This window comes from Escherichia sp. E4385 (assembly GCF_963883145.1).
In the GTDB taxonomy this organism is placed as follows: Bacteria; Pseudomonadota; Gammaproteobacteria; order Enterobacterales; family Enterobacteriaceae; genus Escherichia.
The window spans coordinates 51,748-71,309 of the sequence record NZ_CAWOOJ010000008.1; the positions used below are offsets into that span (position 1 = coordinate 51,748).

Consider the following 19,562-nt stretch of genomic DNA (forward strand, 5'->3'; position numbering starts at 1 on the left):
AGATCGCATTATAAGCGTTCTGTATGATGTGTTGCTTATTTGATCTGGTATAACAGGTATAAAGGTATATCGTTTCAACAGACAAGCATCACTTCAGAGGTATTTATGGCAACGAATTTACGTGGCGTGATGGCCGCACTCCTGACTCCTTTTGACCAACAACAAGCACTGGACAAAGCGAGTCTGCGCCGCCTGGTTCAGTTCAATATTCAGCAGGGCATCGACGGTTTGTACGTGGGGGGGTCGACAGGCGAAGCCTTTGTGCAGAGCATTTCCGAGCGTGAACAGGTACTGGAAATCGTCGCCGAAGAGGCGAAAGGCAAGATTAAATTAATCGCTCACGTAGGTTGCGTCAGTACTGCTGAAAGCCAACAGCTTGCGGCTTCAGCCAAACGTTATGGCTTCGATGCCGTCTCCGCCGTTACGCCGTTCTACTATCCTTTCAGCTTTGAAGAACACTGCGATCACTATCGGGCAATCATTGACTCGGCGGATGGTTTGCCGATGGTGGTGTACAACATTCCGGCATTGAGCGGGGTAAAACTGACTCTGGATCAGATCAATACACTGGTTACGTTACCTGGCGTAGGTGCACTGAAACAGACCTCTGGCGATCTCTATCAGATGGAGCAGATCCGTCGCGAGCATCCGGATCTGGTGCTCTATAACGGTTACGACGAAATCTTCGCTTCCGGCCTGCTGGCGGGCGCAGACGGCGGTATCGGCAGTACTTACAACATTATGGGCTGGCGCTATCAGGGTATCGTGAAGGCGCTGAAAGAAGGTGATATCCAGACCGCGCAGAAACTGCAAACTGAGTGCAACAAAGTCATTGATTTGCTGATTAAAACTGGCGTATTCCGTGGCCTGAAAACCGTCCTGCACTATATGGATGTGGTGTCTGTTCCGCTGTGCCGTAAACCGTTTGGTCCGGTTGATGAAAAATATCTGCCAGAACTGAAGGCGCTTGCCCAGCAGTTGATGCAAGAGCGCGGGTGAGTTCTTTCCCCTCGCTCGCCCCTACCGGGTGAGGGGAAATAAGCGCATCTGTACCCTACAATTTTCATACCAAAGCGTGTGGGCATCGCCCACCGCGGGAGACTCACAATGAGTACTACAACCCAGAATATCCCGTGGTATCGCCATCTCAATCGTGCGCAATGGCGGGCATTTTCCGCTGCCTGGTTGGGATATCTGCTTGATGGTTTTGATTTCGTTTTAATTGCCCTGGTACTCACTGAAGTACAAGGTGAATTCGGGCTGACAACGGTACAGGCGGCAAGTCTGATCTCCGCAGCCTTCATCTCTCGTTGGTTCGGCGGCCTGATGCTTGGCGCTATGGGCGACCGCTACGGGCGTCGTCTGGCAATGGTCACCAGTATCGTTCTCTTCTCGGTCGGGACGCTGGCCTGCGGCTTCGCGCCTGGCTACATCACTATGTTTATCGCTCGTCTGGTGATAGGCATGGGAATGGCGGGTGAGTACGGTTCCAGCGCCACCTATGTCATTGAAAGCTGGCCAAAACACTTGCGTAATAAAGCCAGTGGTTTTCTGATTTCCGGCTTCTCTGTGGGGGCTGTCGTTGCCGCCCAGGTCTATAGTCTGGTAGTCCCGGTCTGGGGCTGGCGTGCACTGTTCTTTATCGGCATCTTACCGATCATCTTTGCTCTCTGGTTGCGGAAAAACATCCCGGAAGCGGAAGACTGGAAAGAGAAACACGGGGGCAAAGCACCGGTGCGCACGATGGTGGATATTCTCTACCGTGGTGAACATCGCATCGCCAATATCGTGATGACGCTGGCGGCGGCTACTGCGCTGTGGTTCTGCTTCGCCGGTAACCTGCAAAATGCCGCAATCGTCGCTGTTCTCGGGCTGTTATGCGCCGCAATCTTTATCAGCTTTATGGTACAGAGTACGGGCAAACGCTGGCCAACAGGCGTAATGCTGATGGTGGTTGTGTTATTTGCTTTCCTCTACTCGTGGCCGATTCAGGCACTGCTGCCAACATATCTGAAAACCGATCTTGCTTATGACCCGCATACTGTCGCCAATGTGCTGTTCTTTAGCGGTTTTGGGGCGGCGGTGGGTTGCTGTGTCGGCGGCTTCCTCGGTGACTGGCTGGGAACACGCAAAGCCTATGTTTGTAGCCTGTTAGCTTCGCAATTGCTGATTATTCCGGTATTTGCGATTGGCGGCGCAAACGTCTGGGTACTTGGTCTGTTACTGTTCTTCCAGCAAATGCTCGGTCAGGGGATCTCCGGGATCTTACCGAAACTGATTGGCGGTTATTTCGATACCGACCAGCGTGCAGCGGGCCTGGGCTTTACCTATAACGTTGGCGCACTTGGCGGCGCACTGGCGCCGATCATTGGTGCGCTGATTGCTCAACGCCTGGATCTGGGGACGGCACTGGGATCGCTTTCGTTCAGTCTGACGTTCGTGGTGATCCTGCTGATTGGGCTGGATATGCCTTCTCGCGTTCAGCGTTGGTTGCGCCCGGAAGCGTTACGTACTCATGACGCTATCGACGGCAAACCATTCAGCGGTGCCGTGCCGTTTGGCGGTGCCAAAAACGATTTAGTCAAAACCAAAAGTTAATCCTGTTGCCCGGCCATGTGCCGGGCCTTTTGCTAAGGGAAGAAGTATGTCGTTACTTGCACAACTGGATCAAAAAATCGCTGCCAACGGTGGCCTGATTGTCTCCTGCCAGCCGGTGCCTGACAGCCCACTCGATAAACCGGAAATCGTCGCTGCCATGGCATTAGCGGCAGAGCAGGCGGGTGCGGTTGCCATTCGCATTGAAGGTGTGGCAAATCTGCAAGCCACGCGTGCGGTGGTGAGCGTGCCGATTATCGGGATTGTGAAACGCGATCTGGAGGATTCTCCGGTACGCATCACGGCCTATATTGAAGATGTTGATGCGCTGGCGCAGGCGGGCGCAGACATTATCGCGATTGACGGCACCGACCGACCGCGTCCGGTGCCTGTTGAAACGCTGCTGGCACGTATTCACCATCACGGTTTACTGGCGATGACCGACTGCTCAACGCCGGAAGACGCCCTGGCATGCCAAAAGCTGGGTGCCGAGATTATTGGTACTACGCTTTCTGGCTATACCACGCCTGAAACGCCAGAAGAGCCGGATCTGGCGCTGGTGAAAACATTGAGCGACGCCGGATGTCGGGTGATTGCCGAAGGGCGTTACAACACGCCTGCTCAGGCGGCGGATGCGATGCGCCACGGCGCGTGGGCGGTGACGGTCGGTTCTGCAATCACACGTCTTGAACACATTTGTCAGTGGTACAACACAGCGATGAAAAAGGCGGTGCTATGACCACTCTGGCGATTGATATCGGCGGTACTAAACTTGCCGCTGCGCTGATTGGCGCTGACGGGCAGATCCGCGATCGCCGAGAACTTCCTACGCCTGCCAGCCAGACGCCGCAGGCGCTGCGTGATGCCTTATCCGCATTAGTCTCCCCGTTACACGCTCATGCGCAACAAGTTGCCATCGCTTCAACCGGAATTATTCGCGACGGCAGCTTATTGGCGCTGAATCCGCATAATCTCGGTGGATTGCTACACTTTCCGTTAGTCAAAACGCTGGAGCAACTTACTGATTTGCCGACCATTGCCATTAATGATGCGCAGGCCGCAGCATGGGCGGAGTATCAGGCGCTGGAAGGCGATGTAACCGAGATGGTGTTTATCACCGTTTCCACTGGCGTCGGCGGCGGTGTGGTCTGTGGCGGCAAGTTGCTGACCGGCCCTGGTGGTCTGGCGGGGCATATCGGGCATACGCTGGCCGATCCACACGGTCCAGTCTGCGGCTGTGGACGCACAGGTTGCGTGGAAGCGATTGCTTCTGGTCGCGGCATTGCAGCGGCAGCGCAGGGTGAACTCATGGGCGCGGATGCGAAAACCATTTTCACGCGCGCCGGGCAGGGCGACGAACAGGCGCAGCAACTGATTCACCGCTCCGCACGTACGCTTGCAAGGCTGATCGCTGATATTAAAGCCACAACTGATTGCCAGTGTGTAGTGGTCGGTGGCAGCGTTGGTCTGGCAGAAGGGTATCTGGCGTTAGTGGAAACGTATCTGGCGCAGGAGCCAGCGGCATTTCATGTTGATTTACTGGCGGCGCACTACCGCCATGATGCAGGTTTACTTGGGGCTGCGCTGTTGGCCCAGGGAGAAAAATTATGATGATGGGTGAAGTACAGTCATTACCGTCTGCCGGATTACATCCTGCATTACAGGACGCGTTAACGCTGGCATTAGCTGCCAGACCGCAAGAAAAAACACCGGGTCGTTACGAATTACAGGGCGACAATATCTTTATGAATGTCATGACGTTTAACACTCAATCGCCCGTCGAGAAAAAAGCGGAATTGCACCAACAGTACATTGATATCCAGCTGTTATTAAACGGTGAGGAACGGATTCTGTTTGGCATGGCAGGCACTGCGCGCCAGTGTGAAGAGTTCCATCATGAGGATGATTACCAACTTTGCAGCGCCATTGAGAACGAGCAAACCATCATCCTGAAACCGGGAATGTTCGCCGTGTTTATGCCAGGAGAACCGCATAAACCGGGATGCGTTGTTGGTGAACCTGGTGAGATTAAAAAGGTTGTGGTGAAGGTTAAGGCTGATTTAATGGCTTAAAACTTAGTTCGTTTTAAAGATTCTGCAGACACCGTCTGCAGAATTCGAAACCGCTGAAATTAACGGCGTCTATAGCCTTCCTCCAGCACCGCCTGTGTTCGAACGAGTTCATCCGCGAGTCGCTTTTCATCAGGTAGTTGCATCTTATATTCACTTGCCAGAACGGTGTTAGGCAAACCTGCCAGAGCATAATGTGCTTCTCCGGCTCCTTTCTCTGCACAGAGAACCAGACCGATGGGCGGATTTTCATCCGGTAGCGTCCAGTGCTCTTTGGCATAGTTGAGATACATATTCATTTGTCCGGCATCGCTATAGCTAAATTTGCCCACTTTTAGATCCACGATTAGCAGGCAGCGTAAACGGCGGTGGAAAAACAACAGATCGACCCGAAACCAGTTGTCATCAATGCGTAACCTTCGTTGTCGACCGACAAAGGCAAAATCATCCCCAAGTTCCAGCATGAAATCCATCAGGTGGTTGATCAGCGCCTCCTCAAAATCGGATTCTGAGTATTCATCTTTTAATTCCAGAAATTCGAGCACAAAGGGATCGCGTATCGCCTGCTGCGGAAGAATATGCGTCTCGGCAGGAGCGTGTTGTTGCAGCATGGCTGATTTGTCATATGACAGTAGTGTCCGCTCATAAAACTGGGTCGCAATTTGTCGTTCGAGCTGACGAGCAGACCAGCCACAGCGGAGTGTCTCTTTCTCATAAAAGCTGCGAGCATCAGCTTTTTTAACAGAAAGCAAACGGACGTAAGTGGACCAGGGCAGGGGGAAGGATTTGGCGAGTTGCGCTAAATGGCAAGATTCTCCAGACACAGTCTGGAGAATTGTGGGGGTGAATTGTGCAGACAGTGTCTGCACAATTTCAATTCTTTGAAAACAAATATAAAAATTCTTAAACTGCCATAAATTCCTGGTGGAAAATCCACGCTTATACCTTAGGCTTAGATCCTTTGATAGTCGCTTGATTAACTGCGCACCATACGCGGCCCGAGCCTCACCACCTTGTTCAAATTCGACTATCCGTCGGCCAATTTCCCAATACGTCGCGGTCATTAACGCGTTAACACTACGTACCGTTTCCGTCCGGGCACTATCGACCAGGTGAATAATGCCGTCGTGGATTTGCTGATAGCCTGCGGTGGTTTGAAATGAGAGCGATTCCATTATCTTTCCCTTTATATGGAGCTGTGTTGAATAATGGAATCAGCTATACGCCGGGCATCTGCCGGTAACAATCCAGGTGTGCGTATTACATTGGTTTTCTTCAGATTATGCGAGGCGCTTTCCAGAACGAAAGGAGAATTTCAGCGCCGACTCTTTTCTGAGGAGGCGGCGCTGGAGCAGGGATTAAACTTCCAGCCAGTTCATAATGCCGTCTGCCGCTTTGCGACCTTCGGCAATGGCGGTAACGACCAGATCGGAACCACGGACGATATCGCCGCCAGCAAAGATTTTCGGATTGCTGGTCTGGAAAGCGTTGTCGTTGCCTTCCGGGGCGATGATGCGGCCTTGGGAATCCAGCTCGACGCTGTGTTTTGCCAGCCATTCCATGTTGTGCGGGCGAAAGCCAAACGCCATGATCACCGCATCTGCCGGAACGATATGTTCGGAACCTGCCACAATCTCCGCGCGGCGACGGCCTTTGGCATCCGGTTCGCCCATTTCTGTGCGCACCATTTTTACGCCGCTGACTTTGCCGTTGCCGTTCACTTCAATCCCCAGCGGCTGGACGTTGAATTTGAACTCTACGCCTTCTTCCCGCGCGTTTTTCACTTCGCGGCGGGAACCCGGCATGTTCTCTTCATCACGACGATAGGCACAGGTAACGTGCTTCGCCCCCTGGCGTACAGACGTGCGCACGCAGTCCATCGCAGTGTCGCCACCGCCAAGTACCACCACGCGTTTACCTTCCATGCTGACAAACGGTTCGTCGTTGGTTTCACCAAAGCCCATTAACTGTTTGGTGTTGGCGATGAGGAACGGCAGCGCCGCGTATACGCCGTCGGCGTCTTCGTTTTCCAGTCCGCCGCGCATTGATTGATAAGTCCCGACGCCAAGGAATACAGCATCGTAATCGTTCAGTAGATCGTCCAGCTGTACGTCACGGCCCACTTCGGTATTGAGTTTGAACTCAATGCCCATGCCAGTGAAGATTTCACGGCGGCGCGTCATTATCTCTTTTTCCAGCTTGAAGGCCGGAATACCGAAGGTCAGCAGGCCGCCGATTTCCGGGTGACGGTCGAAGACGACCGCTTTTACGCCGTTGCGCGTCAGGACATCCGCACACGCCAAACCTGCCGGACCAGCGCCGATAATCGCCACTTTTTTACCGGTCTGTTTCACGCCGGACATATCCGGACGCCAGCCCATTTCGAACGCTTTATCATTGATATAACGCTCAATGTTGCCGATGGTCACCGCGCCAAACTCATCGTTCAGGGTGCAGGAACCTTCGCACAGACGGTCTTGCGGGCAGACACGTCCGCATACTTCCGGCAGGGTGTTTGTCTGGTGCGACAGTTCCGCCGCTTCAAAAATACGCCCCTCATTGGCGAGCTTCAGCCAGTTTGGGATGTAGTTGTGTACCGGGCATTTCCACTCGCAGTATGGGTTGCCGCACGACAGGCAGCGGTCAGCCTGCGCTTTGGCCTGGCTTTCGGAAAACGGCTCGTAAATTTCAACAAACTCAATTTTGCGGATCTTCAGCGGTTTCTTTGGCGGATCAACACGCTGCAGGTCGATAAATTGATAAACATTCTGACTCATTGTTGCTACCCCTTACTGCGCCTGCACGCGCAACTCTGCTGCGCTACGACTACGGTGACCCAGCAGTGCTTTTACATCACTGGACTTCGGTTTAACCAGCGCGAATTTAGTGGCGAAGGTTGACCAGTTTGCCAGAATCTCTTCACCACGCTGAGAACCGGTATGCTGCACATGCTCGGTGATAAGACCACGCAGATGCTCTTCATGGATAGCCAAATCGTCAACGCTTAAGACCTCGACCAGTTCCGGGTTAACGCGTTTGCGGAAATCGCCGCTTTCATCGAGAACGTAAGCGAAGCCGCCGGTCATGCCTGCGCCGAAGTTAACGCCGGTTTTACCCAGAATACAGACAATACCACCCGTCATATATTCACAGCCGTTGTCGCCAATACCTTCTACCACGGTAATCGCACCGGAGTTACGCACGCCGAAACGTTCACCCGCGCGGCCTGCGGCATACAGACGACCACCGGTCGCGCCATACAGGCAGGTGTTGCCGATAATGCTTGCTTCATGGCTGCGGAAGGCTGAGCCAACCGGAGGACGAATGGCGATTAAGCCGCCCGCCATGCCTTTACCAACATAGTCGTTGGCATCACCGGTCAGGTACAGTTCCACGCCGCCCGCGTTCCACACACCGAAGCTCTGGCCTGCGGTGCCGTTGAAGTACGCTTTGATAGGATCGGCTGCCAGCCCCTGATCGCCGTGCGTTTGGGCGATATAGCCTGAAAGCGACGCGCCGACAGAACGGTCGGTGTTGCGGATATCGAACCAGAAGGTTTTGCTCTGGCGTTCATCGACAAACGGTTTCGCCTGTTGCAGCAACTGCGCGTTCAGCAGGCCGTTATCAAACGGCGGGTTGTTTTCGGTGCAGTAGAGAGCCTTACCTGCATGTGGCTCGGCAGTCTCCAGCAACTTCGACAGCGCCAGTTTCTGCTGTTTGGCGGTGAAACCGTCCAGCTCTTTCAGCAGGTCGGTGCGACCAATCAGATCCACCAGACGCGTTACGCCCAACTGTGCCATCAGCTCGCGGGTTTCACGGGCGATAAACTCAAAGTAATTCGTCACCTTGAACGGCAGGCCGTGATAGTGATTCTTACGCAGTTTGTCGTCCTGAGTTGCCACACCCGTTGCGCAGTTGTTCAGGTGGCAGATTCGCAGATATTTACAGCCGAGCGCCACCATCGGACCAGTGCCGAAGCCAAAGCTTTCTGCGCCGAGAATCGCCGCTTTGATGATATCAACGCCCGTTTTCAGGCCGCCATCAACCTGCAACCGAATTTTATGACGTAGACCGTTAGCAACCAGCGCCTGCTGGGTTTCCACCAGACCGAGTTCCCACGGGCAGCCTGCATATTTCACCGACGACAGCGGGCTTGCCCCCGTACCGCCGTCATAGCCTGCGATGGTGATTAAATCGGCATAAGCTTTCGCCACGCCAGTCGCGATGGTACCGACGCCCGGTTCGGACACCAGTTTTACGGAGATCATCGCTTTCGGGTTGACCTGCTTGAGGTCGAAAATCAGCTGCGCCAGGTCCTCGATAGAGTAGATATCGTGGTGCGGCGGCGGGGAGATCAGTGTCACGCCCGGCACCGAATAGCGCAGTTTGGCGATGTAAGGCGTGACTTTATCGCCCGGCAACTGACCGCCTTCACCCGGCTTCGCGCCCTGGGCGACTTTAATCTGAATGACGTCGGCATTGACCAGGTACGCCGGAGTAACACCGAATCGACCGGAAGCCACCTGCTTGATGCGCGACACTTTGTTGGTGCCATAGCGGGCAGGGTCTTCACCACCTTCACCGGAGTTCGAGTTACCGCCGATGCTGTTCATCGCTTCTGCCAGCGCTTCGTGGGCTTCCGGGCTTAATGCGCCAATAGACATTGCAGCGGTATCGAAGCGTTTAAACAGTTCGCTTGCCGGTTCAACATCAGCAATGTTGATCGCTTCATCACCCGGCGTAATTGCCAGCAGATCGCGCAGCGTTGTTGCCGGACGCTCATTAACCAGCTTCGCGTATTCCTGATAGTCGCTGTACTCGCCACTCTGGACCGCCTGTTGCAGCGTGCGCACCACGTCCGGGTTGTAGGCGTGGTATTCGCCGCCGTGCACATATTTCAGTAGGCCGCCCTGGCTGATGGGCTTGCGCGCCAGCCAGGCACGTTTCGACAGATTCAGCAGATCCTGCTGGAAGTCTTCAAAGCTCGCCCCGCCAATGCGGCTGACCGCCCCCTGGAAGCACAGGCCCACTACATCATCGTGCAGACCGACCGCTTCAAACAGTTTCGAGCAGCGGTAAGAGGCGATGGTGGAGATGCCCATTTTGGACATGATTTTGTACAAGCCTTTGTTGATGCCGTTGCGGTAGTTCAGCATCACGGTACGATAATTTTTGGCAATCGCCTGAGTGTCTACCAGGCGGCCCAGCGTTTCATAGGCAAGGTATGGATAAATAGCCGTCGCGCCGAAGCCCAGCAACACGGCGAAATGGTGCGGATCGCGGGCGCTGGCGGTTTCGACGATGATGTTGGCATCGCAACGCAGACTTTGATCGACCAGACGGGTCTGGATTGCGCCAACCGCCATCGGGGCCGGAACTGGCAGGCGATCTTTGCCGATATTCCGGTCGGAAAGCACCAGCAATACGGTGCCGCTACGTACCATTTTTTCGGCTTTGTCGCACAGCTCTTTGACCGTCGCTTCGAGCGTGGTTTTGGTGACGTCAAAGGTGATATCCAGCGTATCTGCGCGGTAGTGCTCCTCTTTCATCGTCGTGAGCTGTTTGAAATCGGAGTAGAGCAGAATCGGCGATTTAAAGCTTAAACGGTGCGCCTGGCCTTCTGCTTCGCAGAAGACGTTCATTTCACGACCGATGCTGGTGGCGAGCGACATAACGTGCGCTTCACGCAGCGGGTCGATTGGCGGGTTGGTTACCTGCGCAAACTGCTGACGGAAGTAGTCGTAAATAATGCGCGGCTGACTGGAGAGCACGGCGAATGGAGTGTCGTCGCCCATCGAACCGACCGCCTCCTGGCCGTTTTCGCCCAGCACACGGATTACAGAGTCCAGCTCTTCCGCGCTGTAGTTAAACTGTTTCTGGTAGCTGGCAAGCGTGTCGTCGTCCAGTTCGCGGCTACCCACTTCTTCATCGGGCAGATCTTCAAACGGTACCAGACGGCGGACGTTTTTCTCCATCCACTCTTTATATGGATGGCGGCTTTTCAGATCGTCATCGGTTTCTGCCGAGTGCAGAATGCGCCCACTGCGAGTGTCGATTACCATCAGTTCGCCTGGCCCGACGCGGCCTTTTTCGACCACTTCGTCAGGCTGATAATCCCAGATACCGACTTCAGAGGCGCAGGTGATGAGCTTATCTTTGGTGATGACATAGCGCGCCGGACGCAGACCGTTACGGTCAAGGTTACAGGCGGCAAAACGACCGTCAGACATCACGATGCCCGCCGGGCCATCCCACGGCTCCATATGCATGGAGTTAAAGTCAAAGAAGGCACGCAGTTCCGGGTCCATATCCGGGTTGTTCTGCCAGGCGGGTGGTACTAACAGACGCATAGCGCGGATGATATCCATCCCGCCAGCCAGCAACAGTTCCAGCATGTTATCCATTGAGCTGGAGTCGGAGCCGGTTTCGTTGACGAACGGCGCGGCGTCGTGCAGGTCAGGGATCAGTGGCGTCTGGAATTTATAGGTACGCGCACGCGCCCATTGGCGGTTACCGGTAATGGTGTTGATCTCGCCGTTATGCGCCAGATAGCGGAACGGCTGCGCCAGCGGCCAGCGCGGTACGGTGTTAGTGGAGAAGCGCTGGTGGAACAGGCAAATGGCCGATTCCAGACGCAGGTCCGCAAGATCCAGGTAGAAGCGCGGCAGATCCGCCGGCATACACAGACCTTTATAGATGTTCACCAGATTCGACAGGCTACAGACGTAGAAGTCTTTGTCGGCTTCGAGACGCTTTTCAATGCGGCGGCGGGCGATAAACAGACGGCGCTCCATATCACGCGGACGCCAGCCAGCCGGAGCGTTAACGAAAATTTGCTCAATGCGTGGTAGAGAAGAGAGGGCGATTTCACCCAGCACGCCTTCGTTAGTGGGGACATCACGCCAGCCCACAATCGACAAGGTTTCGCGTTGCAGCTCTTCTTCAACGATGCGGCGTGCGGCAGCGGCGAGTTCAGGATCTTTATTCAGGAAGAGCATCCCGACGGCGTAGTTTTTTGCTAAACGCCAGCCGCGCTCCTGCGCAACGATGCGAAAAAAGCGATCCGGTTTTTGTAATAGCAGGCCGCAACCGTCACCGGTTTTACCATCGGCGAGAATCGCACCACGGTGCTGCATTCGGGCCAGTGCGTGTATTGCAGTACGCACTACCTTGTGGCTAGGTTCGCCTTCTATGTGGGCGATCAGGCCGAAACCACAGTTATCCTTCTCAAGGGATTTATCGTACAACATATCAGTGAACCTCCCCAGGCTCTGCGGGAACCCCACTTCCGAACCGCTACGCACGGGCACAGAAAGAGCGTGGCGACGGGGTTTGCGTGTCATACGCGCGCCTCGCATTCGCCCCCTTGTTGTCCTTTTCGCATCGGTTAATACGGTGAAGAGGGGATCTCAATTACTGCATAAATATGATGAGCAGGCTGCTCATCCAGAAAGCTTCCAGCGGATTTCCAACTTATCGGGAAAGCTGATACAGGTCAAATGGCAAGCTTATTGGTACAAAAATGTGCTTTAGCGCAAAATTCTTTATTAATTAGCTGAAATTAAAATAGATTTTCTATTTAAGGCTAAAGAGGACGTCGTTAGAGAAACAGCCAATTCCTGACTGTCATTAAGGCGTGTTAACCCTTATCCTGCCTTGAACTGACGAGAAAACTAGCATTTTATACTGCCTTAATTGGTAATGACGTTTCATGCTACTGTTTTTGCCTAAAATCCATAAGGAGATAAAAAAATCTGACACAAGATAAGCAAAAGTGATTTATGTGATTATGCATGAAATTTCGGTAATTTTGATTGATTATGCAGTTGATAAAAGCAAGCCGGGGCGATTGATCCAGGTCATCGCCGAATTGAGCTAAAAATGGCAGGCTTTGGCCTCTTTTCAAGGCGCGGTCTATCAGATTATGCAGTTACAGAAATTAGTCAATATGTTTGGTGGTGATCTCACCCGTCGCTATGGGCAAAAGGTGCATAAGCTGACGCTGCACGGCGGTTTTAGCTGCCCTAACCGTGACGGTACCATCGGGCGTGGCGGCTGCACATTCTGTAATGTTGCCTCGTTTGCCGATGAAGCGCAGCAGCATCGTTCCATTGCCGAGCAACTGGCGCACCAGGCGAATTTAGTTAACCGCGCGAAACGCTATCTGGCTTACTTTCAGGCGTATACCAGCACCTTTGCGGAAGTTCAGGTGCTGCGTTCTATGTATCAACAGGCGGTAAGCCAGGCCAATATCGTTGGTTTGTGTGTTGGTACGCGCCCGGACTGCGTGCCAGATGCGGTGCTTGATCTGCTTTGTGAATATAAAGACCAGGGCTATGAAGTGTGGCTGGAACTGGGGCTGCAAACCGCACACGACAAAACGCTGCATCGCATCAATCGCGGCCATGATTTTGCCTGTTATCAGCGTACAACCCAGCAGGCACGTCAGCGCGGTCTGAAGGTGTGTTCTCACTTAATTGTCGGACTGCCTGGCGAAGGGCAGGCTGAATGTTTGCAAACGCTGGAGCGAGTGGTTGAAACCGGCGTGGACGGTATAAAGCTGCATCCGCTGCATATTGTAAAAGGCAGCATTATGGCGAAAGCCTGGGAAGCGGGGCGTTTGAACGGTATCGAACTGGAAGATTACACGCTCACTGCCGGAGAAATGATTCGCCATACGCCGCCGGAAGTTATCTACCACCGCATTTCCGCCAGCGCCCGTCGCCCGACGCTACTTGCACCGCTATGGTGTGAAAATCGCTGGACGGGTATGGTTGAGTTGGATCGCTATCTTACTGAACATGGCGTACAGGGATCGGCGCTGGGACGTCCGTGGCTACCTCCAACGGCGTAGGCCATTGAGGGGAATTCCGCATTTCTCACACAATTTATAACGTAACTGTCAGAATTGGGTATTATTGGGGCAGGTTGTCGTGAAGGAATCCCCTAATGAAGCAAATTCGTCTGCTGGCGCAGTACTATGTTGACCTGATGATGAAGTTAGGTCTGGTGCGCTTCTCAATGTTGCTGGCGCTGGCCCTCGTCGTTCTTGCCATTGTGGTACAAATGGCGGTAACCATGGTGCTGCATGGTCAGGTCGAAAGCATTGATGTTATCCGCTCTATTTTCTTTGGTTTGTTGATTACGCCATGGGCGGTCTACTTTCTTTCGGTAGTCGTTGAGCAACTCGAGGAGTCACGGCAACGCCTGTCACGTCTGGTACAAAAGCTGGAGGAGATGCGCGAGCGCGATCTAAGCCTCAACGTTCAGTTAAAAGATAATATTGCCCAGCTAAATCAGGAAATCGCCGTTCGTGAAAAAGCAGAAGCAGAACTGCAGGAAACCTTCGGTCAGCTGAAAATTGAAATCAAAGAGCGCGAAGAGACGCAAATTCAACTCGAACAACAATCTTCGTTCTTACGTTCCTTCCTTGATGCTTCACCCGATCTGGTTTTTTACCGTAACGAAGATAAAGAGTTTTCCGGCTGTAACCGTGCGATGGAACTGCTGACCGGGAAAAGCGAAAAACAGTTGGTGCATTTGAAACCTGCGGACGTTTACTCGCCGGAAGCCGCAGCGAAAGTCATTGAAACCGACGAGAAGGTGTTCCGTCATAATGTGTCACTGACCTATGAGCAGTGGCTGGATTATCCGGATGGACGCAAAGCCTGCTTTGAAATCCGTAAAGTGCCGTACTACGACCGCGTGGGTAAACGCCACGGCTTGATGGGGTTCGGCCGCGACATTACCGAGCGTAAGCGTTATCAGGATGCGCTCGAACGCGCCAGCCGCGACAAAACAACCTTTATCTCCACCATCAGTCATGAGTTGCGTACGCCGCTGAACGGTATCGTCGGCTTAAGCCGAATTCTGCTGGATACAGAGCTCACCGCCGAGCAGGAAAAATATCTCAAAACTATCCATGTTTCCGCCATCACTTTGGGGAATATCTTCAACGATATTATTGATATGGATAAGATGGAGCGACGTAAAGTTCAGCTCGATAACCAGCCGGTTGATTTCACCAGTTTCCTGGCCGATCTGGAAAACCTCTCCGCACTGCAGGCGCAACAAAAAGGCTTGCGCTTTGTTCTTGAACCAACACTGCCGCTGCCACATCAGGTGATTACCGACGGGACTCGCTTACGCCAGATCCTGTGGAACTTAATCAGTAACGCTGTGAAATTTACCCAGAAGGGCCAGGTGACTGTTCGCGTACGTTATGACGAAGGCGACATGCTGCATTTTGAAGTGGAAGACTCCGGCATCGGTATTCCACAGAATGAACTGGATAAAATTTTCGCCATGTATTATCAGGTGAAAGACAGCCACGGTGGCAAACCTGCAACCGGTACGGGTATTGGCCTGGCGGTTTCTCGTCGACTGGCGAAAAATATGGGCGGTGATATCACTGTCACCAGCGAACAAGGTAAAGGCTCTACCTTTACCCTGACGATCCACGCGCCGTCGGTGGCGGAAGAAGTGGATGATGCGTTTGACGAAGATGATATGCCTTTACCGGCGCTGAATGTGCTGTTGGTAGAGGACATTGAGCTGAACGTCATCGTTGCCCGTTCGGTGCTGGAAAAACTGGGCAACAGCGTTGATGTGGCGATGTCTGGTAAGGCAGCACTGGAGATGTTTAAGCCGGGCGAATACGACCTTGTATTGCTGGATATTCAGTTACCAGATATGACCGGGCTGGATATATCACGCGAACTGACGAAGCGTTATCCGCGTGAAGATTTACCACCGCTGGTGGCCTTAACCGCCAACGTGCTGAAAGATAAACAAGAGTACCTCAATGCTGGAATGGATGATGTGCTGAGTAAGCCGCTTTCTGTTCCGGCGCTAACCGCGATGATCAAGAAATTCTGGGATACCCAGGATGATGAGGAGTGCACGGTGACGACAGAAGAGAGTGGTAAATCAGAAGCATTGCTCGATATTCCCATGCTGGAGCAGTATCTCGAACTTGTAGGACCGAAGTTGATTACCGACGGGTTGGCCGTGTTTGAGAAGATGATGCCGGGCTATGTCAGCGTACTGGAGTCGAACCTGACGGCACAGGACAAAAAAGGCATCGTTGAGGAAGGACATAAAATTAAAGGCGCAGCGGGTTCTGTGGGGTTACGCCATTTACAACAGCTGGGTCAGCAAATTCAGTCTCCCGATCTTCCTGCGTGGGAAGATAATGTTGGTGAATGGATTGAAGAGATGAAAGAAGAGTGGCGTCACGACGTAGAAGTGCTGAAAGCGTGGGTGGCAAAAGCTGCTAAAAAATGACCCCGGCTAAACCGGGGTGCGCGAATACTGCGCCAACACCAGGGAAATCTTGGCTGCGCCGTAATTTTTTATGATAAGTAACAAAGGCACAGCACTGTTTTTCAGGCCGCATGCAGTTAAGATAGCAAATCTTAAATGATTTGTTACGTGAATCAGTTAAATGTGTGATGCGTAGCGTTTTTATTAAAAAAATTAATGTGTTTCAGTCAATTGGGAAAGGATGATCACAATGAAGAAAATTGGCGTAGTTCTGAGCGGATGCGGCGTCTATGACGGTTCTGAAATTCATGAAGCGGTATTGACGTTATTAGCGATATCTCGCAGCGGCGCGCAGGCAGTTTGTTTTGCTCCAGATAAGCAGCAGGTTGATGTCATCAACCATTTAACCGGTGAAGCAATGGCGGAAACGCGCAATGTGTTGATTGAAGCGGCGCGTATTACGCGTGGTGAGATCCGCCCTCTGGCACAGGCTGATGCCGCCGAACTGGATGCGTTAATTGTGCCGGGTGGATTTGGCGCGGCAAAGAATTTGAGTGATTTTGCCAGTCTTGGCAGTGAATGCAGCGTGGACCGTGAGTTAAAGGCGCTGGCGCTGGCAATGCATCAGGCCGGAAAACCGCTTGGCTTTATGTGCATTGCCCCGGCAATGTTGCCGAAAATCTTCAATTTCCCGCTGCGTTTGACTATCGGTACTGATATCGATACCGCAGAAGTGCTGGAAGATATGGGCGCGGAGCATGTGCCATGTCCGGTAGATGATATTGTTGTTGATGAAGACAATAAGATTGTTACCACACCTGCGTATATGTTGGCACAGAACATTGCGGAAGCAGCAAGTGGTATTGATAAGCTGGTTTCCCGCGTACTGGTTCTGGCGGAATGAGCAAACGCCGCGTAACGGCGTTCGGTTTCGTTCGCCGTTTCATTCTGCGGTTATCGATTGTCCTCTTTGTGCTCTGGGGCGGAGGTATAGCGCTGTTTAGTATAGCGCCAGTCCCGTTCTCTGCGGTGATGGCCGAGCGTCAGCTAAGTGCCTGGCTGCACGGTAACTTTCGTTACGTGGCGCATTCTGACTGGGTCAGTATGGATCAAATCTCGCCGTGGATGGGGCTGGCGGTGATTGCCGCAGAAGATCAGAAATTTCCCGAGCACTGGGGTTTTGATGTCGCTTCCATTGAGAAAGCCCTGGCGCACAACGAGCGCAATGAAAACCGCATTCGCGGCGCATCAACAATTTCGCAGCAGACAACCAAAAATCTCTTTTTGTGGGATGGGCGAAACTGGGTACGAAAAGGGCTGGAAGCCGGATTAACACTGGGGATAGAAACGGTCTGGAGCAAAAAGCGCATCCTGACGGTTTACCTGAATGTCGCCGAATTTGGCGACGGTGTGTTTGGCGTCGAGGCTGCGGCACAGCGTTATTTCCATAAATCCGCCAGCAAACTTACCCGTTCGGAAGCAGCGTTATTGGCGGCTGTATTACCCAATCCACTTCGTTTCAAAGTTACTGCACCTTCGGGCTACGTGCGTAGCCGTCAGGCGTGGATTTTGCAGCAAATGCATCAGTTAGGCGGTGAGTCGTTTATGCAACAACACCAGCTGTATTAGGCTTCGCGCGAGGTGAGGGAGAGCTTTTTGCTTTCACGCGGTTGCGCCTCTTTTTGCAGAGCAACAGCTAACGCCGGTTGAGTGATAAAACGTCGCCACAACCGCTCTTGCTTACGCAGACAACACCACTTCGACCAGGTCGCCAATGGAATCAACGTGCTTTCACCAATGTTGTCACAGACGACGGGGATAATTTCTGACTCACTGATGCGGTGGCAGAGAATATTCTGCGGCTTCAGCGACATCGTCACGATGTGGTTATTCTGCAAATAACGCTTTAACTGTTTCAATAACTGACGCAGTTGCGCGATATCTTCTTCGTAATGGCATTGTTTAGCAAATTCGCTCAGTGTAATAGACGGTTTGCCATCAAAATCGGCAATCACATCGTAGACATAACCGGTTCCGCAATCAGTCTCAACCGTACCGTGATAGCGCGGAATACTGCTCCAGTCTTTCAAACGACGACCAAGATGTGCATAGTACTTTAACTCACGGCGGATCTCTTTATCACCACCGTCGCCACGGTGGTAGACAATTTTAATACAGCGTTGGGCATCTTCCGGATGCGCATAACATTTTCGATGTCTTCCGGTGCCCAGGGGACTTTGTTCAGATAAGCGAATCATGCCATCTCCTGGAGGTATTTTCTGACCGTCTCCAGTATGAGGGCTTAACTTAAACAAAACCTAAACAAGCTTTTTTAAGGTTTTCTTAAGGTTTTATACTTACAGAAAAGCGCACGAAATGTACAATTTGCGAGAAATTGGGATATTGGGGGTTTGTACTTTTTTCGTACGTTAGGGCGGAAGGGGCGTGTCTGGGGGAATTAAGTGTCGGAATGACGAAGATTAATCTTCGTCAAAACCTGAGTTAAAGAGGGCGATGACGGCGGCCAGCGCCTCAACTTCCTGCGGACCGGTCGCTTCGACTTCAATCTGTCGTCCTTTGGCAGAATCCAGCATCAACAGCGCAATAACGCTGTTGGCTTCAGCCTCGGTGCCTTCGTCATTACGTAAAAGCACTTCGGCGTCAAAACCCTGCATTAATTCAAACAGTTTCATAGCAGGCCGGGCATGCATGCCCAGCTTGTTAGTGATTTCGACAGTTTGTTTGACGGTCATGGTTTACGTTTTTCCAGCGTGCGATGGCGTGACTGGACGTTTTTACCGCGTGAGCGGAAGTAGTCAGCCAACTGTTCTGCAATATACACCGAACGGTGTTTCCCGCCAGTACAACCAATGGCGACCGTCAGGTAGCTACGGTTGTTGGTTTCCAGCATAGGTAACCATAGCTCAAGATAGCTACGCGTCTGGTAGATAAAATTGTGTACTTCTGTGTGCCTATCGAGGAATGCGGCGACAGGTTTATCAAGGCCCGTCATCGGACGCAGTTTCGGATCCCAGTGTGGGTTCGGCAGGAAACGTACGTCAAAGACGTAATCCGCGTCGATAGGAATACCGTGTTTGAAGCCGAAAGATTCAAAGACCATTGTCAGTTCACGCTCGCGTTTACCCAGCAGGCGGGTACGCAGCATTTCTGCCAGTTCATGAACGGACATTTCAGACGTATCGACAATCAGATCCGCCCGTGAACGCAGCGGTTCCAGCAGATCGCTTTCTTTGTCGATAGCACTTTCCAGCGACAGGTTTTTGCTGGAAAGCGGATGCAGGCGGCGCGTATCGCTGTAACGACGAATCAGCGTGTTACGATCGGCATCGAGAAACAGGAGTTGCGGTGAGAAAGCATCAGGCAGATTGCTCATCGCCTGTTCGAATATTTCTGGCGACTCTGGCATATTGCGGACATCAATGCTGACGGCGGCAGAAATCTCGCGATCGGCCAGAGTCCGAGCCAGATCGGGTAACAGCACTACGGGAAGGTTATCCACGCAGTAAAAACCCATATCTTCCAGCGCCCGCAGGGCGACAGATTTGCCTGACCCTGAACGTCCGCTGACGATCATCAGTACCATGTACTGTTTCTCCTCACAACGTCTAAAAG

At 52.7% G+C, this 19,562-nt stretch carries 15 protein-coding genes; 9 read left to right on the plus strand and 6 right to left on the minus strand.

From position 1 onward, the window contains the following. Positions 1 to 105 precede the first annotated feature (105 nt). The 5 genes from nanA (at position 106) to nanQ (ending at position 4,667) form a co-directional block, all read left to right on the plus strand. The gene (gene nanA / locus AACS80_RS07600) at positions 106 to 999 is read left to right on the plus strand and encodes an N-acetylneuraminate lyase (RefSeq protein WP_130260181.1); all 894 of its coding nucleotides are present in this window, start codon (positions 106 to 108) and stop codon (positions 997 to 999) included. 108 nt (positions 1,000 to 1,107) lie between these two features. After that, a complete protein-coding gene (gene nanT, locus AACS80_RS07605) occupies positions 1,108 to 2,598 on the plus strand; it encodes a sialic acid transporter NanT (RefSeq protein WP_130204544.1) in 1,491 nt (496 codons plus the stop codon). Between the two features lie 46 nt (positions 2,599 to 2,644). Beyond that, positions 2,645 to 3,334, plus strand: a complete 690-nt coding sequence (locus AACS80_RS07610) for an N-acetylmannosamine-6-phosphate 2-epimerase (protein WP_135410509.1) — start codon at positions 2,645 to 2,647, stop codon at positions 3,332 to 3,334. Beyond that, positions 3,331 to 4,206: an N-acetylmannosamine kinase gene (nanK, locus tag AACS80_RS07615; RefSeq protein ID WP_135410508.1), complete on the plus strand. Its 876-nt coding sequence runs from the start codon at positions 3,331 to 3,333 to the stop codon at positions 4,204 to 4,206. Before AACS80_RS07610 ends, nanK begins: the two co-directional genes overlap by 4 nt. Next, a complete protein-coding gene (nanQ, locus tag AACS80_RS07620; protein WP_138183734.1) occupies positions 4,203 to 4,667 on the plus strand; it encodes an N-acetylneuraminate anomerase in 465 nt (154 codons plus the stop codon). The genes nanK and nanQ overlap by 4 nt, the downstream gene beginning before the upstream one ends. Before the next feature lie 59 nt (positions 4,668 to 4,726). On the opposite strand, the gene AACS80_RS07625 is transcribed toward nanQ, so the two are convergent. The 3 genes from AACS80_RS07625 to gltB all read right to left on the minus strand — a co-directional run bounded on the left by AACS80_RS07625 (position 4,727) and on the right by gltB (position 11,914). Next, positions 4,727 to 5,839 carry a PDDEXK nuclease domain-containing protein gene (locus tag AACS80_RS07625; RefSeq protein ID WP_135410507.1) on the minus strand — a complete coding sequence of 371 codons (1,113 nt, stop codon included), beginning with the start codon at positions 5,837 to 5,839 and terminating at the stop codon, positions 4,727 to 4,729. 183 nt (positions 5,840 to 6,022) lie between these two features. Further along, positions 6,023 to 7,441: a glutamate synthase subunit GltD gene (gene gltD, locus AACS80_RS07630; RefSeq protein ID WP_135410506.1), complete on the minus strand. Its 1,419-nt coding sequence runs from the start codon at positions 7,439 to 7,441 to the stop codon at positions 6,023 to 6,025. A 12-nt stretch (positions 7,442 to 7,453) separates the two neighbouring features. Next, on the minus strand, positions 7,454 to 11,914 hold the full coding sequence (gene gltB / locus AACS80_RS07635; RefSeq protein ID WP_135410505.1) for a glutamate synthase large subunit: 4,461 nt from the start codon (positions 11,912 to 11,914) through the stop codon (positions 7,454 to 7,456). Between the two features lie 674 nt (positions 11,915 to 12,588). Between gltB and AACS80_RS07640 the strand changes: the two genes are divergently transcribed. From AACS80_RS07640 to mtgA, 4 genes are all read left to right on the plus strand, one after another. Beyond that, positions 12,589 to 13,518, plus strand: coding sequence for a TIGR01212 family radical SAM protein (locus tag AACS80_RS07640; RefSeq protein ID WP_131160904.1), 930 nt, complete (start codon positions 12,589 to 12,591; stop codon positions 13,516 to 13,518). Between the two features lie 95 nt (positions 13,519 to 13,613). Further along, positions 13,614 to 15,950, plus strand: coding sequence for an aerobic respiration two-component sensor histidine kinase ArcB (arcB, locus tag AACS80_RS07645; protein WP_135410504.1), 2,337 nt, complete (start codon positions 13,614 to 13,616; stop codon positions 15,948 to 15,950). Positions 15,951 to 16,179: 229 nt separating this feature from the next. Beyond that, positions 16,180 to 16,833, plus strand: a complete 654-nt coding sequence (gene elbB, locus AACS80_RS07650; RefSeq protein WP_130204562.1) for an isoprenoid biosynthesis glyoxalase ElbB — start codon at positions 16,180 to 16,182, stop codon at positions 16,831 to 16,833. After that, positions 16,830 to 17,558: a monofunctional biosynthetic peptidoglycan transglycosylase gene (gene mtgA, locus AACS80_RS07655; protein ID WP_135410503.1), complete on the plus strand. Its 729-nt coding sequence runs from the start codon at positions 16,830 to 16,832 to the stop codon at positions 17,556 to 17,558. The genes elbB and mtgA overlap by 4 nt, the downstream gene beginning before the upstream one ends. On the opposite strand, the gene yrbL is transcribed toward mtgA, so the two are convergent. The 3 genes from yrbL to rapZ all read right to left on the minus strand — a co-directional run bounded on the left by yrbL (position 17,555) and on the right by rapZ (position 19,533). Beyond that, positions 17,555 to 18,187, minus strand: a complete 633-nt coding sequence (yrbL, locus tag AACS80_RS07660) for a PhoP regulatory network protein YrbL (protein ID WP_135410502.1) — start codon at positions 18,185 to 18,187, stop codon at positions 17,555 to 17,557. The two genes, mtgA and yrbL, sit on opposite strands and share 4 nt — an antisense overlap. A gap of 222 nt (positions 18,188 to 18,409) precedes the next feature. Next, complete coding sequence (gene npr, locus AACS80_RS07665; RefSeq protein ID WP_000216792.1) at positions 18,410 to 18,682, minus strand: PTS phosphocarrier protein NPr; 273 nt, start codon at positions 18,680 to 18,682, stop codon at positions 18,410 to 18,412. After that, complete coding sequence (rapZ, locus tag AACS80_RS07670) at positions 18,679 to 19,533, minus strand: RNase adapter RapZ (protein ID WP_000243741.1); 855 nt, start codon at positions 19,531 to 19,533, stop codon at positions 18,679 to 18,681. Before rapZ ends, npr begins: the two co-directional genes overlap by 4 nt. Between the last annotated feature and the right edge of the window lie 29 nt (positions 19,534 to 19,562).

Bases quoted from the DNA above. Each gene is read 5' to 3' on its own strand.
- nanA (WP_130260181.1), top strand. From the start codon at position 106: ATGGCAACGAATTTACGTGGCGTGATGGCCGCACTCCTGACTCCTTTT.
- nanT (WP_130204544.1), top strand. From the start codon at position 1,108: ATGAGTACTACAACCCAGAATATCCCGTGGTATCGCCATCTCAATCGT.
- AACS80_RS07610 (WP_135410509.1), top strand. From the start codon at position 2,645: ATGTCGTTACTTGCACAACTGGATCAAAAAATCGCTGCCAACGGTGGC.
- nanK (WP_135410508.1), top strand. From the start codon at position 3,331: ATGACCACTCTGGCGATTGATATCGGCGGTACTAAACTTGCCGCTGCG.
- nanQ (WP_138183734.1), top strand. From the start codon at position 4,203: ATGATGATGGGTGAAGTACAGTCATTACCGTCTGCCGGATTACATCCT.
- AACS80_RS07625 (WP_135410507.1), bottom strand. From the start codon at position 5,839: ATGGAATCGCTCTCATTTCAAACCACCGCAGGCTATCAGCAAATCCAC.
- gltD (WP_135410506.1), bottom strand. From the start codon at position 7,441: ATGAGTCAGAATGTTTATCAATTTATCGACCTGCAGCGTGTTGATCCG.
- gltB (WP_135410505.1), bottom strand. From the start codon at position 11,914: ATGTTGTACGATAAATCCCTTGAGAAGGATAACTGTGGTTTCGGCCTG.
- AACS80_RS07640 (WP_131160904.1), top strand. From the start codon at position 12,589: ATGCAGTTACAGAAATTAGTCAATATGTTTGGTGGTGATCTCACCCGT.
- arcB (WP_135410504.1), top strand. From the start codon at position 13,614: ATGAAGCAAATTCGTCTGCTGGCGCAGTACTATGTTGACCTGATGATG.
- elbB (WP_130204562.1), top strand. From the start codon at position 16,180: ATGAAGAAAATTGGCGTAGTTCTGAGCGGATGCGGCGTCTATGACGGT.
- mtgA (WP_135410503.1), top strand. From the start codon at position 16,830: ATGAGCAAACGCCGCGTAACGGCGTTCGGTTTCGTTCGCCGTTTCATT.
- yrbL (WP_135410502.1), bottom strand. From the start codon at position 18,187: ATGATTCGCTTATCTGAACAAAGTCCCCTGGGCACCGGAAGACATCGA.
- npr (WP_000216792.1), bottom strand. From the start codon at position 18,682: ATGACCGTCAAACAAACTGTCGAAATCACTAACAAGCTGGGCATGCAT.
- rapZ (WP_000243741.1), bottom strand. From the start codon at position 19,533: ATGGTACTGATGATCGTCAGCGGACGTTCAGGGTCAGGCAAATCTGTC.